Source organism: Opitutaceae bacterium (assembly GCA_015075305.1).
GTDB lineage: Bacteria > Verrucomicrobiota > Verrucomicrobiia > Opitutales > Opitutaceae > UBA6669.
This window is the reverse complement of sequence record JABTUS010000008.1, coordinates 100,506-116,546: the sequence shown is the minus strand read 5'-3', so window position 1 is coordinate 116,546 and position 16,041 is coordinate 100,506. Positions and strand designations below refer to the sequence as shown.

Annotated in this window: 14 protein-coding genes; 10 read left to right on the top strand and 4 right to left on the bottom strand. The window is 63.2% G+C overall.

Going from position 1 to position 16,041, the window contains the following annotated elements; all coding sequences use genetic code 11:
• The first annotated feature begins 188 nt into the window (after positions 1–188).
• The 4 genes from HS122_15710 to HS122_15695 all read left to right on the top strand — a co-directional run bounded on the left by HS122_15710 (position 189) and on the right by HS122_15695 (position 7,696).
• Complete coding sequence (locus HS122_15710; protein ID MBE7539841.1) at positions 189–2,111, top strand: acetylxylan esterase; 1,923 nt, start codon at positions 189–191, stop codon at positions 2,109–2,111.
• A gap of 493 nt (positions 2,112–2,604) precedes the next feature.
• On the top strand, positions 2,605–3,906 hold the full coding sequence (locus HS122_15705) for a hypothetical protein (protein ID MBE7539840.1): 1,302 nt from the start codon (positions 2,605–2,607) through the stop codon (positions 3,904–3,906).
• A 10-nt stretch (positions 3,907–3,916) separates the two neighbouring features.
• A complete protein-coding gene (locus HS122_15700; protein MBE7539839.1) occupies positions 3,917–4,618 on the top strand; it encodes a hypothetical protein in 702 nt (233 codons plus the stop codon).
• Between the two features lie 18 nt (positions 4,619–4,636).
• Positions 4,637–7,696, top strand: coding sequence for a response regulator (locus tag HS122_15695; GenBank protein ID MBE7539838.1), 3,060 nt, complete (start codon positions 4,637–4,639; stop codon positions 7,694–7,696).
• Between the two features lie 15 nt (positions 7,697–7,711).
• Here the strand turns inward: HS122_15695 and HS122_15690 are convergent, their stop codons facing one another.
• The 3 genes from HS122_15690 to HS122_15680 form a co-directional block, all read right to left on the bottom strand.
• Positions 7,712–8,308, bottom strand: coding sequence for a DUF2911 domain-containing protein (locus HS122_15690; GenBank protein MBE7539837.1), 597 nt, complete (start codon positions 8,306–8,308; stop codon positions 7,712–7,714).
• A 527-nt stretch (positions 8,309–8,835) separates the two neighbouring features.
• Positions 8,836–9,261 carry a PIN domain-containing protein gene (locus HS122_15685; GenBank protein MBE7539836.1) on the bottom strand — a complete coding sequence of 142 codons (426 nt, stop codon included), beginning with the start codon at positions 9,259–9,261 and terminating at the stop codon, positions 8,836–8,838.
• Complete coding sequence (locus tag HS122_15680; protein ID MBE7539835.1) at positions 9,258–9,500, bottom strand: ribbon-helix-helix protein, CopG family; 243 nt, start codon at positions 9,498–9,500, stop codon at positions 9,258–9,260. Before HS122_15680 ends, HS122_15685 begins: the two co-directional genes overlap by 4 nt.
• A 388-nt stretch (positions 9,501–9,888) precedes the next feature.
• On the opposite strand from HS122_15680, the gene HS122_15675 reads away from it, so the two are divergent.
• From HS122_15675 to HS122_15660, 4 genes are read left to right on the top strand one after another with little or no spacing between them, the layout of a single operon-like run.
• The gene (locus HS122_15675; GenBank protein MBE7539834.1) at positions 9,889–10,821 is read left to right on the top strand and encodes an NAD-dependent epimerase/dehydratase; all 933 of its coding nucleotides are present in this window, start codon (positions 9,889–9,891) and stop codon (positions 10,819–10,821) included.
• Complete coding sequence (locus HS122_15670) at positions 10,814–11,548, top strand: NTP transferase domain-containing protein (GenBank protein MBE7539833.1); 735 nt, start codon at positions 10,814–10,816, stop codon at positions 11,546–11,548. Before HS122_15675 ends, HS122_15670 begins: the two co-directional genes overlap by 8 nt.
• Positions 11,545–12,747 (top strand): class I SAM-dependent methyltransferase, encoded by a 1,203-nt coding sequence (locus tag HS122_15665; GenBank protein MBE7539832.1) that lies wholly within the window; start codon positions 11,545–11,547, stop codon positions 12,745–12,747. Before HS122_15670 ends, HS122_15665 begins: the two co-directional genes overlap by 4 nt.
• The gene (locus tag HS122_15660; protein MBE7539831.1) at positions 12,744–13,712 is read left to right on the top strand and encodes an NAD-dependent epimerase/dehydratase family protein; all 969 of its coding nucleotides are present in this window, start codon (positions 12,744–12,746) and stop codon (positions 13,710–13,712) included. The genes HS122_15665 and HS122_15660 overlap by 4 nt, the downstream gene beginning before the upstream one ends.
• A gap of 16 nt (positions 13,713–13,728) precedes the next feature.
• On the opposite strand, the gene HS122_15655 is transcribed toward HS122_15660, so the two are convergent.
• On the bottom strand, positions 13,729–14,367 hold the full coding sequence (locus tag HS122_15655; GenBank protein ID MBE7539830.1) for an HAD-IIIA family hydrolase: 639 nt from the start codon (positions 14,365–14,367) through the stop codon (positions 13,729–13,731).
• A 166-nt stretch (positions 14,368–14,533) separates the two neighbouring features.
• Here HS122_15655 and HS122_15650 point away from each other — a divergent pair, with 166 nt between their 5' ends.
• Together HS122_15650 and HS122_15645 are read left to right on the top strand one after the other, a co-directional pair.
• Positions 14,534–14,791, top strand: a complete 258-nt coding sequence (locus HS122_15650) for a hypothetical protein (GenBank protein MBE7539829.1) — start codon at positions 14,534–14,536, stop codon at positions 14,789–14,791.
• Positions 14,788–15,903, top strand: a complete 1,116-nt coding sequence (locus HS122_15645) for a hypothetical protein (GenBank protein MBE7539828.1) — start codon at positions 14,788–14,790, stop codon at positions 15,901–15,903. Before HS122_15650 ends, HS122_15645 begins: the two co-directional genes overlap by 4 nt.
• The last annotated feature ends 138 nt before the right edge of the window (positions 15,904–16,041 follow it).

Genomic DNA, 16,041 nt, shown 5'->3' with positions numbered 1-16,041 from the left:
GGAGCCTTTCCTCCTCAATGTAGTTCGTTCTTGATCCAACGGAAGCACAACCATTCTCCCATTCCCCCATGCACCCGCCCGCTCACACAGCCCACACCAGGACATCTTGCGGCTCAGCCGTCGACCTACGATCAGGCTTCCGGCAAGGAGCAGACAGAATCTCCCGCCTAATGCTGCCGTTGTTGGCCATGGCAGCAGCCGCGTCGGGCGCGGCCCCTGAACCCGATTACAGTAGGATGATCGACCGCTACCTCACGCCGATCGCCGAGCAACAACTGGCCCGGCGCGCTGCGGAGGTCAAATCCCTGGAAACACCGGCGGCCATCGAGGCCCGGCAGCAATACATCCGCGAGCGGCTCCTGGCCGAGATCGGCGGTTTGCCGAACGAGCGGACCCCGCTTCGTGCAAAAGTGACCGGAGTTCTGGATGGCGGTGACTACACCGTGGAAAAAGTCGTTTTTGAAAGCCTGCCCCGATACTACGTGACGGCAAATGTCTACGTGCCCAAAAACGCGCGTCCACCGTTTCCGGCCGTACTCGGTGCGGCGGGTCACAGCGGCTCGGGCAAGGCGGCTGAAGTCTACCAGCGGGCCTGGGTCGGAATGGTCAAGCGTGGCATCCTGGTCCTTGCCTGGGATCCGCCCGGCCAGGGGGAGCGATTCCAATATCTGGATGCCAGCGGGAAAAAATCCCTGTACGAGGGAGGCGGCCCGGGTGAGCACACCATGGCCGGCATCCAATGCCTGCTGACGGGAACAAGCGTCGCGCGGTACTTTATCTGGGACGGGATGCGCGCGCTGGACTATCTGCTGACGCGAGGCGACGTGGACCCCGCCCGGATCGGCGCTGCGGGCAACTCAGGGGGCGGCACCATGACGAGCTACCTGGCCGCTTTCGAACCACGAATCGCCGTGGCGGCTCCTTCCTGCTATCTCACCTCCTGGGAAACGCTGTGGCCCACGCGTGGACCGCAGGACGCGGAGCAAGTCTTTCCAGGCTTCATTGCGGACGGCTTCAACTTCGGGGATTTCCTGATTTCCTTTGCACCAAAGCCCCTGCAGATGGCGACCGCCACGCGCGACTATTTTCCCATCGCCGGCGCAAAGGCCACGTTTGCGGAAGCCCAGCGCATCTACACCGCCCTCGGCGCCGCGGAACGCGTCGCCTTCTTTGAGTTCGACGACACCCACGGTTGGTCGAAACCGCGCCGCGAGGCCACGTATCGATGGTTCGCCCGATGGCTGCTGAACCGCACGGAAGATGGCGCTGAGCAGGATTCCCCCACGGTGTCTGTCGAGGCGCTCAACTGCACGAAGACCGGCCAGGTGATGACATCGTATCCAGACGCCGAATCAATTCAGACGCTGAATGCGGCCCTTGCGCGGACGATATATCCGCACAGGACCGCCGCTCACGCAACCGATCTGACTGGCATTGTCCGGCGGCGTCTCGGTGTGACAGAACTCCGCCGATCGGCAGCTCAGGAGCCGAAGGGAACTGTCAACCATGACGGCTACCGGGTGGAAACATTCGATCTGGTTCCCGAGCCGGGGATCGTCCTGCCCGCCTCCTTGTTTGTACCCAATGGCGGACCCAAACAGAAGTCCGCCGTGATCTACCTGGATCCGGCGGGAGCCATGACGACGGGTGCCAACCAAACCCGGATTGAGGCGCTGGTGCGGGCTGGAAACATCGTGCTCGCGGTGGATCCCCGTGGATTTGGACGCAGCGCGCCACGTGGCCGGATCGTTGGCGGCTACTCGCCCGAATACTCGACAGCCATGCGTGCACTTTTGGTTGGCCGCAACCTTCCGGCGATGCAGACGGAGGACATCCTGAGTGCATTCGACCTCCTTGCGCGCCGGACCGATGTCGCGGCCGACCACATTCGTCTGATCGCAAGGGGCAATGGCACGGTGCCGGCCCTGTTCGCCGCGATGCTCGAGCCGCGCATCGCCCGCCTCACCGCCGAAAGCGGACCGGATTCGTATCTGGCTCTATCTCAGGCACCGACCCACCGGGGGCTGCTGGAGATCCTTGTGCCCGGCGTCCTGCACGATTTCGACCTTCCCGACATTCGCGCGGCCCTGGGCAGTCGGCTCGATCCCTGATCAATCTCGAGCACCGGCGCACCCACGCCTTCCAAACGCAGCCGGCAGCCCGCATCCCCCCACCCAGCCCATCTCCGACAAAATCAAAAGTCCGGTTCCCAAGCCAAAGGGGTCAAACCTCACTTTTCGCACTTTTCAATCCATTTTCCACTCCCAGCCATGAACGCGCGCCAGCGGGTGCGCAGGGCGTCGATCTCCAACCGGACGAACTCCACGCGATATTCGCGTGCGAATTTCTTGCGTCCACCCCGCGTCGTTCCTCGAACTTTACAAGGGCCGTGAGCGCAAAAATCAGATGAATTGCGACATCAGGATCGTTCGGCAGGCCCGATCCATGTCATCCGCATACAATTGACCGATCGACGCATTTAGCCGCTCCCTCCGCAGACCCTGAACAAACTGGCCAGGAAGTCCCGCCGGAGGGGAGTCGGGAGTTCAAGTGAGGGGCTCTCCGATCCGTAAAAGGAATGAGAAGCGCTCTCTTTCAACTTCCATGCTCCTTTCGCGTCCGCTTTTCCGCCACCGCCGGCACTGGAGCCTCTTCCGTGGCCTGGCAGCCTGCGTCCTCGGCTGCGCGGCGTCCGCGTCCGCCGCCCCCCTGCAGGAGTTGATCGAGCAGAATAAACTCATGCGCGCCCAGTTGGAAGCCCAGCAGCGGCAGCTCGACGAATTGCGCGTCCAGATGAGTGTCATGCGGGAATCCGCATCAGCCCCCCGGGAGGAAGGCGCGCCACGCGAGGAGACCTCCGGACGGCGAATCGCCATCTCCAGCGAAGTGGGATTGTCCTTCTTCGCGTCAAGCAATGACGGCCAGTATCGCAACGAGGAGTTCCGCGTAGACGACGCCAACCTCCGCCTCGAGGCGCAAATCTCCCGGCGCACCTACTTCTCCGGCGAGCTGCAGCTCTCGAAACACGAATCGTCGGACGAAAATTTCCACCTCGGGGAATTCTACCTTGAATTCGAGGATGTATCAGGCGCGTTGGGTGGCCCCGAGCGACTGGTCAACGTGCGGCTAGGCCGCGTCGACGTTCCGTTTGGCGAGGAATACCAGAATCGCGATCCGCTCACGAACCCGCTCATCGCCCATTCGGTGAGCGACGTCTGGGGTACGGATGAGGGCATCGAACTCCATGGCGAACTCGGCCGCGTCGACTACGCCCTGGCCGTGCTGAACGGCGGCTCAAAGATTTCGCGGGATTTCAACGCCGACAAGTCGGTCGCATTGCGCGTTGGATTCGGTGTCCTCCCGCGCCTGCACGTCAGCGCCAGCGCCATGCGGACGGGGGAGTTGAATTCCGCAGCGGAACCTCTTTCGGAAATCTGGATCGGCAACAGTTTCTTTCGCAACATTGGCTCCGCGCGCTCCACCACGCATGAGGCGGAAATGGCGGAGATCGACGCACGGTACACGTGGAGCTCCGGGCACCTCTGGGCCGCGGGCGGTCGCGCACGGTACCGCGACAACGACCCTGTCGCCGACAACACCCGCCGCTTCACCTATTTTCAGATCGAGGGCGTCCAGTCTCTCTGGGGAAATTTCTACGGCGCGCTGCGCTACAGTTCGCTGCGAGCCGACCGCGGCTACCCACTCGCCGGGATCGGCAATTTCAAGAAGTACTTTTTCAGCAGCCTGCAGACCCGCGAGCTTGAACGCCTGAGCCTGGGCGGCGGCTACCGTTTCAATCCCTCGCTGCTCATCAAGGTGAACTACACGCTGGAACAAGGCGAACTCACCACGGACACCGATCGCGACAACCGCATGTTCGCAGCGCAGGCAGCGGTTGGATTCTGACCCCGCTCAGATGCCCTCCCATCGCCATTGCCTCCCGCTTTTCGGATCGCTCGCGGTTCTCGCCATTCTCGCCGCACCCACAAGCGCGGGAACCATCACCGGGCATGTCGAGGCGCGAGGTGTGACCGATGAGGCCGCCGGCGACGCGGGCGGCGGCTATGGCAGCCGCCGCTACAAATTTCTTGAGAGAATCGACTACAGCAAGCTGCGGAATTTTGTGGTAAATGTCGACGGGGTCGATGCCCCCCCGCCCGCCGATCAGCCGCCCCCCCGGGCCACAGTGACACAGCGCGACGGCGTCTTCGTCCCTCATGTATTGCCGGTGCTCGTGGGCACGGAGGTCGACTGGCCGAATGCCGACGACGTCTTTCACAACGTGTTCTGCATGGCGGAGAGCACCCCATTCGACCTCGGACTCTACAAGCGGGGCGAACAGGCCAGGAGCGTGGTGTTTTCCAAGACCGGTCGCATGGAGATATTTTGTTCCATCCATACCAAGATGAGCTGCATCGTGCTGGTGTTGCCGAACCCCTGGTTCTCCCACGCGAACGACAAGGGCCACTTCGTCATCCCCAACGTGCCGGCTGGCACCTACAAGCTCCGGGCATGGCATGAGCGACTGCCCAGCAAGATCAAGGAAGTGATCGTGCCCGCCGATGGAATCGTTGAGGTGAATTTTGTCCTCGGATTGGGTGCCTCCGCACACGACTAGCCGCCGACCGGCCCCACCATGAAGCCCCGCCTTGCGCTGCGTTTCAGTTTTCAGGCCAAAGTGCTCGCGCCGGTGCTGGCGTTCCTCGTCCTGCTGCCGATGGTGACAATCTGGATCATCAACCGCCACGTCAGCGCCGGGGCGGTCGTCGAGAGCCGGCGGACCCTCACCGCCGCCGACGCCGTCTTCCGAAATTCCCTCGACATCCTCGAACGGGGACTGGCCAGCCGCTTCCGCGGATTCGTCAACGAGCCGCGTTTCAAGGCGATCGCGCAATTGGGCGACGCGAATACGATGACCGAGTTTCTGCGCGACTCCCTGGATGAACTGGGTGGCGAGGTCGAATTCCTGACGTATTCCGTCCGCCCCGGCACCATGCTGGCCGGCGCCCGTCGTGAAACCCGCGTCGATTTCGGCGCATTCCTGTCTCCAACGACCCGCCTGGCGAAAACCGCCTTCGAGGGTGAAGCGGTCGTCGGTACTGTATTTGTCGGGCGATCGCATTACAACGTCGTCTGCGTACCGGTATTGTCGACAGACCGGCTGGCCGTTGCCGGTGTGCTCACGATCGGACTGGCCTTCGGCGACCGTTCACTGCAGGAACTGAAATCTCTGACGCGCGCGGACATCGCGGTATTCCATGACAAGCAGCTCACCGCCACAACCATGCTGCACGAGCTTCCGCTCCTGTCTGAAGACGAGATAGGACCAGGCGAAAACCCGAATTCGCAGCTGATTTTTCCGATCGTCGTCGAAGGGCAGCACTTTTTCGCCCTCTCGGGCGACTACTCGGCAACAGCCGGACAGCCCGGGTTTCACTACCTGCTCCTGTCTTCATACGAGGCAAGCCTGCAGGCGCTGCGCGACATCAGGTTTCTGTTGGTGAGCGTGAGCCTCATTGGCATCGCCGTCAGTTCCGCCGCAGTCTGGCTCCTGATCCGGCGCATCACGCGGCCGTTGCGCCAGCTCCGCGACAGCGCCGAAGCGGTCGGCCGGGGCGATTTCAGCCACCGCGTCGAAAGGTTTTCCAACGACGAGTGCGGGGAACTGGCCGGCGCCTTCAATCACATGACCGCCAATCTGCTCGCGTCCCGCACGGAGTTGGAACGCACGGTCGACATGCTCCGCTCCACCGACGCCCGTCTGCGCGAGAGTGAGGAGCAACTGCGCCTGATCATTGAAAGCGCGCGCGACCACATGATTTGCGCAGTCGACGCGAGCGGGCGGATCCTTCGCTGGAACGCCGCGGCGGAACGGCTGCTGGGCCACTCCGCGAGCGAGGCGCAGGGGCTGGGTTACGCAGGTCTCTTCTCGCCGGAGGACTGCGCGGCGGGAGTGCCCGCGCGTCTGCTTGCCGCGGCGCAGTCAACCGGGAGGGAGGCCTTCGAGGGTTGGCGCGTGCGCCGCGACGGAACCCGTTTCTGGGTCGATGTCACGCTGTCCCGCCTGACGGACGGCGCGGGTTTCGTGGAAATTTCCCGGGACAACACGCTCCGCAAGGAGGCGGAGGAAGCCCTGCGCACCGCGCGCGACACCGCGGAAAACGCCAACCGGGCCAAGACCGAGTTCATCGCCAACATGAGCCATGAACTGCGCACCCCGATGAACGCCATCATCGGCATGTCCAGCCTCCTCATGGATGAGAATCTGCCCTCGGAAACCGGCGAGGGCGTCCGGACGATCCAATCGAGCGCGGAAGCCCTGCTGGCAATCATCGACGACATCCTGGACATTTCCAAGATCGAGGCCGGCCGCCTCGAAATCAATCAGCAGCCATTCGATCTCTGCGGCTGCGTGGAGGCCACCATCGATCTCTTTTCCGCGCGTTGTCGCGAACGCCACCTCGACCTGGCCGTGCATTTCGCGCGGGACCTGCCGCGCATCGTCGTCGGCGACGCGGCCAGGCTGCGCCAGGTGCTCGGCAATCTCGTCGGCAACGCCATCAAGTTCACCGAACGCGGCGGAGTCACGATCCACGTTTCGACCGACCGATCGGTCGCGGGCGGCGAAGGGTTGCTGTTTTCCGTGCGGGACACCGGGGTGGGCATCCCGGCAAACCGCATGGAGCGCCTTTTCAAGATGTTCTCCCAGGTTGATGCATCCACCACGCGCCGCTTCGGCGGAACCGGGCTCGGGCTGGCGATCGCCCGTCGTCTGGTCGAACTCATGGACGGAAGCATCGGCGTCGAAAGCGAGGTCGGACGGGGGTCGCATTTCTTCTTTACCATCCGCGCACCCGCCGAACCGATGCGCACGCTGCCCGAGTTCTCCGCATTGGACAAATGCCGTGTCATTCTGGTCGGCCCGGAGACCATCGCGACCCAGGGCGCCAAGCTTCAACTGGAGGAATGGGGGGCGCAGGTGCGATGGATCGCCTCGCCGGCGGATGTCCAGACCGCCTTCGACGCCATGTTGCTCGCCGACGGTGTGGAGATCGAGACGTCAAGCACCGGAGCGGGCGACCCCAGCCCCATCGTCCGCCTGGTGTGGCGGCGCGGCGAGCGCAGCCATGCCGCGACCGAAGCATTTCTCGAGGTGCCGATGCCGGTGAAGCCGCGAACGCTCCACGCCGCCGTGCTCAAGGCGGCGGGCCGATTGCGCAAGCCGCCCGACATCGCTCCCAAAGGCCCGGTGTTTGGCGAAGAGTTTGCTGCCAGGCACCCCCTGCGCGTGCTGCTGGTCGAGGACAATCCGGTGAACGCGCGTGTCGCCCAGCTCCTGCTCAAACGCCTCGGGTACGCCGCCGACTGGGTGGACAATGGACGAAAAGCGGTCGAGAGCCTCGCGCATCAGTCCTACGACGCGGTTCTGATGGATTTGCAGATGCCCGAAATGGACGGCCTCGAAGCCACGCGCAGGATGCCCGAGGTCATCCCCGCAGGCCGCCTCCCCTACGTGATCGCCCTGACCGCCAACGCTCGCAAGGACGACCAGGACGCCTGCGCCGCGGCTGGCATGCACGACTTCATGGGCAAACCGGTGCAGTTGGAAAAACTCGCCGACGGACTTGCACGCGCTCACACGTGGATCGTCGCGCGAGACAAGAATTCCCGACCGCCGACCTTGACCGCAACCTGAGGCCAGCAGGGCGTGTCAGCTCTTAACCGTAAACGGGAGCGAGAACTGGGTGGTTTCCCACTGGATTTTGATCTCACCTCCGCCCGTGGCCGGATCCTTTGCCACGGCGATTGTCAACTGGTCTACGGGTGTTTCGATCGGTGCCTTCGCGAGGTCAAAGCGCGCGACGTCATGGGTCTCGTCGACGGGGATGCCCCATTTTCCGAGGGCGGTGCTGAAGGCGAGTTTCGTGGCACCGTTTTCCGAGGGCACGATGTACAGGGTGTAGGCGCCCGCCGGAACGGTCGTCCCGGCGATCTCCAGCGGTTTTTCGGTGAGGAGCAGCGTGGCCTCGTCGGCGCCGAGGCGGTCGGCCTTGTCCCACTTGACCAGGCCGCCCCAGATCTTGCGCATCTCGCCCGACTTGGGATCCTTGGTGTGCGGCCTGCCGTAGGTGATCGTGACGCGGGAGCCCGTCTGGCGGTTCCCACCGATCACGGCGCTTACGGTTTCATGGGGGCTCAGGCGGGCGCGAGCGGCGGGGATGGGGCGCACGGTGTCGGTTTCTGCGCGCAGGCTCGCGACGGCGACGGCGAGGGCGAGCAGGACAACGGTGGAGTGAATGATTTTCATGATGGGTGAGGGGACAGGCTTTCCCGGTTGGGGAGGAATCAAGGATTGAGACGCACGCAGAAGGCGGAGGTTTCCTGAAACGAAGAAGCCTGACGATCCTGTTGCAGTCCGTCCGGGAATTCCGCACGTGGGGCATCAATCGGTCCCGGTGGTGAGGCCGCATCCCGTACACACCGCCGCGGCCCCTGCCAACTCCCCACTTTAGCACAACGCACTGATCTCCCGCTTGCGGGAGGATTTTCCGCTGCACTCTTCTCCATTCCATTCATGCGAAAGGCGCACATTACGACATCCCAAGGCCTGTCACGCTGCCGCGCGCGTTGCATTGCGACTCCGTTTTGGCCTTGGCATTCGGCCTCGCCACAATCGGTGACAGCCAGGAACCCGCTCGCCACTTTGGCAGTTGTCTGGCCGGCTGCGCCAGCCCCGGAAGCACGAGGGTCACAGATGTGAAAATCCAGGAGACATGCGGGCTCACTTCGTAGAGCACGCTCGACCTCGACTGACGCCTTCGCCGATTCCGCGCCTCAATCGATCTTGTCCAAGACCAATCGAAAACGGCGCGAACCGTGGCGCCGGTAGGTCCGGAAGCCGCGCTCATCAAGCGTCAGAATCTTGTCCAAGCCTGTTTCCTCCGCGAGCAGGACCAATGTGGCGTCGGCAAAGTCCATCGGTGTGTCCGCATACCTGCCCATCAGCCGGGATGCCGCGCGAAGCTGCTCCGGGGCAAAGCAGTCCCGAATGCCAATCTGCGCGTCATCCAGGAACTCCACCAACACCTCCGCGCCCTTCGCCTGCCCGCCGATGAAATGCATGGCCTCGGTCACGACTGCTCCCGTGGTCAGCAAGGTTCCGGAAAATCCAGACAGAACTCTGGCGCACCGTTCATGCTGAGGGTCTCCCCGGTTTAGAGCCGCCACCAAGGGACCGGTATCCAGCAACCAGTAGGTCACGACCGGGTGTTCATGCGCAGCAGGTGCTTCCGCCAGGGATCCCCGCCCTGGAACATCGGTGCAAAGTCAAGGCGGCCCATGTGGCGTCCGGCCCGCTCGCCCACTGTGCCCGGCCGCAGCAACTGCCCGGCAATCAGCTCACGCACCAGCTCGGACTCGGTCCGTCCCGAAGCGGCTGCACGCGCACGCAAGGCCTTCCGATGGGCTGCGGGCAGACGAATGGTGAGCGATTCAGACATGTCTGAAATGAAAACCGTCGTAAGACACGACGCAAGACACAAAGGATCACGAAGCGGGTTCCAAGGCATCTGGTCCAACCCAGGCACCACGAAGCCCAACCCGCGCGGTTCTGGGATGCGCGAATCCAGGTCACGACGGAGCGTGCCCCTCCAATTGGGGTTTGTTGTCCAGCTTTTGCGGCGTGCGCGTTCGTCGGGATTGCTTGGATGATTCAGAGGCGTGCCTGAGGTCTCGAACGGGGCTCTGGGGCAGCACCATACCAATCGATCCATGGCGTGGCGGCGTTGCTTGGGTGTGGTGAGCGCCTGCCAACGGATTTTGACAATAATTTCCCAACGCGGCGTGCCGTATAGGTGTATGTTTTCAGTCCAGCCACGCCGCAACGCGATGAAACTCCTCATTACCGGGGGAGCCGGTTACATCGGCTCCGTCCTCACTCCCCACCTCCTGTCCGAAGGCCACGAAGTCACTGTCCTCGACACCTTCATGTTCGGACAATCGACCCTGCTCGATTGCTGCAAATACGAGGGCTTCCATCCCGTGCGCGGGGACTGTCGCGACGAGGCATTGATCAAGCCGCTGCTCGCAAAGGCCGACACCATCATCCCCCTGGCCGCGCTGGTCGGCGCGCCGCTCTGCAAGGCCGACGCCATCGGCGCGCGGACCATCAATCAGGATGCCGTGGAGATGATCTGCCGGCTCGCCTCCCCGTCGCAGTGGATCCTGCTCCCGGTGACCAACAGCGGCTATGGCATCGGCGAATCCGGCAAGTTCTGCACGGAAGACACCCCACTCCGCCCGATTTCACTCTATGGCACGACAAAGGTCGCCGCCGAGGCCGCCGTGCTCAGCCGAACGAACAGCCTGAGCTTCCGTCTCGCCACCGTTTTCGGCCTTTCACCGAGGATGCGCGTCGACCTGCTCGTGAACGATTTCGTGCACCGCGCCGTGACCGATCGCGCCGTCGTCATTTTCGAGGGACACTTCAAGCGCAACTACATCCACATCCAGGACGTCGCGCGCGCCTTCTCCTTCGCCCTCCAGAATTTCGAACGCATGAAGGGCCGCGCCTACAATGCGGGCCTCGAGGAGGCCAATCTTTCCAAACTCGAATTGTGCGCGGTCATCAGGAAGCACCTGCCGACCTTCACCTTTCTCGAGGCGCCGGTCGGCGAGGATCCCGACAAACGCGACTATATCGTTTCCAACCAGCGCCTTCTCTCCACGGGCTTCCGCACGCAGTGGAACCTCGACCGGGGCATCCGCGAATTGATCAAGGGGTACACGATCCTGCGAAACTCCCGTTACAGCAATGTCTGAACGCACACCTCCGCCCGGCGTCATCGTGCTTGCCGGCGGTTTCGGCACGCGGGTGAGTCACCTGCTGCCGGGCGTGCCCAAACCCATGGCACCCGTCGCGGGGCGCCCATTCGTCGAGTGGGTCGTGCGCGCCTTCGCCCGCTGGGGATGCCGCGATTTCTTCCTGGCAACCGGTCACCTGGCGGAGGTGGTCGGAAATCATTTCAAATCGCAGCCCGTCCCGAACATCTCCGTCACCTGCCGCCCGGAGACCAGTCCGCTGGGCACCGCTGGCGGATGCATCCACGCGCTGCCCGCCGTCATCGACGACAGCCGCCGATGGCTCGTGGTGAATGGCGACTCGCTCGTTCTCACCGACCCGCGCCCGCTACTCGCTCCCATTGACGCCGGTGTCGCGGACGCCGCGCTGCTCGGTCTCGCCCTGCCTGATGCCTCGCGCTTCGGCACGCTCGAGATTGGTCCCGACAGATTCCTCAAATCCTTTCGCGAAAAATCCCCCGGTGCTGGCACCATCAACGCGGGTGTCTATGCCTTCAGCGAACGCGCGCTCCGGTCGCTGCCCGCCACCCGCCCTCTCAGCTTCGAATTCGACGTCTTTCCATCGCTCGCGCTGAACCATCGCATGCAAGTGACAACCGTGACCGCGCCCTTCCTCGACATCGGCACGCCCGAAACACTCCGGGCCGCCGAGAAATTCATCACAGCCCACCGGAGCCATTTTGCATGATCTGCCGCGTCTGCGATTCCACCCAGCTCACTCCGGCTGTCGATCTCGGACGCCAGCCGTGGGCCAACCACTTCCTCAAGCCGGCGGACGCGGGCAGCGAGCCCTTCTATCCGCTCTCCGTCGTGCTGTGCGATCGCTGCGGGACCGCTCAACTTGACCACACGGTTCCGAAGGAGACAATGTTTGAGGACCACACTTATCTGTCGGGCACCACCAAAACCCTGAGCGATCACTTTCAGGCTGTCGCCAGATCCGTCGACGAGCGCTACTTCAGGAATCGCGTCGGCAAGGCGATGCTGGACATCGGATCAAACGACGGAACGCAGCTCCGACACTATCGCGCGCTGGGATACGACATCGTTGGTGTTGAACCGGCAAAACTTCCCTCCGACCTCGCAAACGCCGCGGGCCTCACCACGGTGCGCGCCTTCTTCAACGAGCAGACCGCGCGCGCCCTCGACCGCACCTTCGAGGTCATCAACGCCTCGGGAGTCTTCTTCCATCTGGAGGAACTGCATTCCGTCACGAAAGGCATCCGTGCCTGCCTCGCACCGGACGGTGTCTTCATCATCCAGTTTCTCTACATGAAGCGCATCGTCGAGAACGACGCGTTCGACCAGATTTATCACGAGCACCTGCTGTACTACAATGTGCGCACGCTCGACGTGCTGCTCCGCCGGCACGGACTCGCGCTCTTCGACGCCGAGCTTTCACCGATCCACGGTGGATCCATCATAGCGCACGCGACGCACGCAGGCTCGGCGAAACCCAGCGCACGGCTTGCGGAGTTCATCGCCGTCGAGGATGCCGCCGGAGCAAATTCACTCCCCTGGTACCAGGCATTCGCCCGCCGCATCGCCACGCGCCGCGAGGAAAACCGGGCCTATCTGCAGCAGTGCCGACTGGCCGGAAAACGCGTGTTCGGCCTCGGCGCACCGGTCAAGGGCAACACCCTGCTCAACTACTACGGGATCGGCCCGGACCTGATCGAGTGCCTGACCGAGCGCAATCCGCATCGCCGCGGCCTTGTAGCGCCCGGCAGCCACATCCCGGTCCGGATCGAGGATGAATTCACCGACGTGCCCGACGTGTACTACGTGCTCGCATGGAACTTCAAGCAGGAGATTCTCGCGCGTTACGCGCACCTGATCGCACGCGGAGTCGAATTCTATTTTCCGGTCAACCCACGCGACACATGAGCGATTCGCTTTCGATATTCGTCACCGGCGGGAACGGCTTTCTCGGGCGTCACCTCACAGCAGCGCTGGAGAAGGCTGGCCATCGCGTCGTCGCCCCGCGATCACAGGAGTGCAATCTGCTCAACTCCGGCGCGCTCGCGCCCTGGGACGCAGAGCGGTTTGACCGCATCTACCATCTCGCCGCCTGGACGCAGGCCGGGGACTTCTGCCTGCATCATCCGGGTGAGCAGTGGGTGCACAATCAGCGCATCAACACCACCCTGCTCGACTGGTGGTCATCGCGCCAACCCCAAGCCAAACTCATTTCCATCGGTACGAGTTGCGCGTACGCGCCGGATCGCGCGCTCCGCGAGGAGAACTACCTCGACGGTCAGCCCATCGACAGCCTCTTCACCTACGCCATGACCAAGCGCATGCTGTGGATCGGCCAGCTTGCGCTCGCGAAGCAGTACGGCTTGAAGCATCTCACGCTCATTCCGTCCACGCTGTACGGACCGGGCTACCATGCGGACGGGCGGCAGCTACATTTCATCTTCGACCTGATCCGAAAAATTCTGCGCGGCCATCTCCACAATGAGCCGGTGGTGCTCTGGGGGAACGGACACCAGCGCCGCGAGTTGATCCACGTCGACGACTTTGTCCGCGTCGCACTCGAACTCAGCCCCCGAGTGGAAGGCCAGCTCGTCAACGTCGGCGCGGGCGAGGAGTTTCCCATCCGCACTTTCGCCGAACTGATCTGCCTGCAGGTCGGTTACGATCCCTCGTGCATCGAATACGACACCAGCCGCTACACGGGCGCGCGCTCGAAGTGCCTGGAGATCGACCGCCTCAGGCGCCTGTGGCCTGCGTTCGATCCGGTGTCGCTGGCGACCGGCCTTGGACCCGTGATCGCGTGGGTGCGCAGTTCGCTCGTGGAAAATGCACCCGATGCGAGCCGGCGCGAGCCTGTAGCGTCACGGATCTGAATGCGCCGCGCGGCAATCAACGCTTCGAGTCCGGATGCGAAACCGCAGCGACTATGGCGCGAACCGCCTCCTGGAGACTTGAATAACCCGGAACACCCCTCGCCTCGCGCAGGCGGCGATTCTGCTCCGGCTCCTCAGCGTTGCAGCCGACCGCGGCTACGTTGATTCCCGCGGCGAGGCCCGCCTCCCAGTCGGACGGGGAGTCCCCGATCATCCAGCTTTGCCGGGGATCGAGCCCATCGGCGCGGCACGTTTCCAGGATGAATCGCGGCGACGGTTTGCGGTAGACGGCCGGCGCATCCGGCGCCTCGGGCGCGATGCACACGTCGGCAAAAAGATCGTCGCCACCACCCAGGAGCTCGAGCATGCGCTGATTGACGGCATGAACGGCGTCCAGGTCGAACAGCCCGCGGCCCACTCCCGATTGGTTGGTGAAAAGATACAGCTCAAATCCCGACGCGCGCGCCTCCCCAAGCGCGGCACTAACACCTGCGATCAGTTTCACTTCTTCAGGCATGTGAAGGTAGGGAACATGCACGATCAACGTACCATCCCGGTCGAGGAACAAGGCGCGACGGCCGGCATTGCAGGGATTGGGCGGGGTCTTCCCATCCGCCGGAGCGCCGCAAGTATTGGCTGGATGCTGTGTTGCCACTGCTGGACTCACGCACATCGACGGCGCAGTTTCCAGCCAGGTCTTCGACCAACCTGGGCGGACTCGCCGGCAATGCCCCCTCGCATTCCCGGATTCGATCGAGTTTTTCCCCTATGGCGCAATTATTCCTTCAATCGCCGGCAAGGGTGGTTCGATTTCAGGGCACATGACTTCCTCGATTCCGTCGCTTCCGCAATCTTCCGTGCGCAGGGTCAACCTCGGCTGGGAGGACGCGCTTTTCCGCGACATTGAGTCGGCCGAATACAGGTGGGGCGGAGACGTTGGTATTGACGATGCCGGAATCGATGAAATGGTCCCCTCCATGCCGTCGCTGCACGAGCTACTGATGGCCTCCATCGGCAAGCCGTCGACCCCTCCGGTCGCGCTCTGGACCGACCATCCGTTCGGCGACGATGCTGCGTGAGTGTGGCCCCGGTCCCGACGCATTCCGCCAGGCAGAGGCAGCAGCGAGTCCAGCGCATCTTCCACTTCACCACCTGGGCGGACCGCCTGGAAACCGCAGCCGACTATCTCGCGCGGCTGCCCCGACTCGATGTCAGCCGGAAAGTCAGCGACCCGCACGACCAGACCCTGATCGCCCTTGCGCGTCTCGACTGCGACTGGCATGCGGAAAACGTGCGGGTGTTTGACGCGCTCGCCCATCCGGCGCTCCGCTTTGAACCCGCCCACGTTGTCGGCGCGAACCACATGGCGGAATTTCTCCAACGTTGCCGCGGGAAACCGGCCAGCGAAGACTGGTGGCTCGTTTTCATGGGGCAGCATCCGCAGGGCCTTGCCGGAATCTGGCGCAGCCTTGGACCGATGCTGCGAAAACTGGATGTCCGCATCCTTTATTACGCCTTCGACGAGGCGAGCCGCACCATGCCCTGCTTTCAGGAATTGGCCCCGCACCTCGACATCCTTGTCCACGACGAATGCCCCTTGGAACCGCAGGCAAGGTCGCAGCTGAGAACTGACTGCCTCGCGCTTCATCGCAGCTGGGTGGCCAACTGCCTGCCGTTCTCGGTGCCGTTTGAGGAGGAGCCTGAACGGACCATTGTTTTCCTCGGATCGAAAATGGGGCTCACGCCACACCGCCAGCGGCAGGTCGATTTTCTTGAGAAGACATTCAAGGATGCGTTCAGGCTTTTTGCCGACCACTCCATTGCCGTGGCCGAACGATCCCAGCTTCGCCGCTACAAGGTGAGCCTCTGTCCCGAGGGCAGAAAGTTCGCGACGCCGGCAATGGCGGCCACGCACACGGACCGGCCCTTCTGGTCAGGCTGCATGGGCATGGTTCCTGTCAGCGAGGATTCCGCGGCGGGGGGCAGATTGGAGAGCCTTGCGAAAGCGGGACTCATCCTCCGCTACGGCCACGGGAATCTGCGCGAACTTGGTGAAGCCTGCGAGCAGGCCCTTGCGCTCGACCGCGCAGCCCGCCGCCGCATCTACGAGCATTTCAATCGCGAGGAGACAGTCGGCACGGTCGTCGCCGGCCTGATCGCCGGGCATCAAGGCATGAGGCGCGCAACTTGAAGCCAGAAATCGAACCGCGACAATCGCCCAATCCGCCACGAAATTTCATCAATTGCTTGATCCAGCGCAAGGAATCCGCGGGACAGAAGTCAAAGTAATGGCTTGAAATGCGAACGCCGGCTGTCGACGCTGGAACTT

Excerpts from the sequence above, each read along its gene's own strand:
- HS122_15710 (MBE7539841.1), top strand. The coding sequence starts at position 189 with ATGGCAGCAGCCGCGTCGGGCGCGGCCCCTGAACCCGATTACAGTAGG.
- HS122_15705 (MBE7539840.1), top strand. The coding sequence starts at position 2,605 with ATGCTCCTTTCGCGTCCGCTTTTCCGCCACCGCCGGCACTGGAGCCTC.
- HS122_15700 (MBE7539839.1), top strand. The coding sequence starts at position 3,917 with ATGCCCTCCCATCGCCATTGCCTCCCGCTTTTCGGATCGCTCGCGGTT.
- HS122_15695 (MBE7539838.1), top strand. The coding sequence starts at position 4,637 with ATGAAGCCCCGCCTTGCGCTGCGTTTCAGTTTTCAGGCCAAAGTGCTC.
- HS122_15690 (MBE7539837.1), bottom strand. The coding sequence starts at position 8,308 with ATGAAAATCATTCACTCCACCGTTGTCCTGCTCGCCCTCGCCGTCGCC.
- HS122_15680 (MBE7539835.1), bottom strand. The coding sequence starts at position 9,500 with ATGTCTGAATCGCTCACCATTCGTCTGCCCGCAGCCCATCGGAAGGCC.
- HS122_15675 (MBE7539834.1), top strand. The coding sequence starts at position 9,889 with ATGAAACTCCTCATTACCGGGGGAGCCGGTTACATCGGCTCCGTCCTC.
- HS122_15670 (MBE7539833.1), top strand. The coding sequence starts at position 10,814 with ATGTCTGAACGCACACCTCCGCCCGGCGTCATCGTGCTTGCCGGCGGT.
- HS122_15665 (MBE7539832.1), top strand. The coding sequence starts at position 11,545 with ATGATCTGCCGCGTCTGCGATTCCACCCAGCTCACTCCGGCTGTCGAT.
- HS122_15660 (MBE7539831.1), top strand. The coding sequence starts at position 12,744 with ATGAGCGATTCGCTTTCGATATTCGTCACCGGCGGGAACGGCTTTCTC.
- HS122_15650 (MBE7539829.1), top strand. The coding sequence starts at position 14,534 with ATGACTTCCTCGATTCCGTCGCTTCCGCAATCTTCCGTGCGCAGGGTC.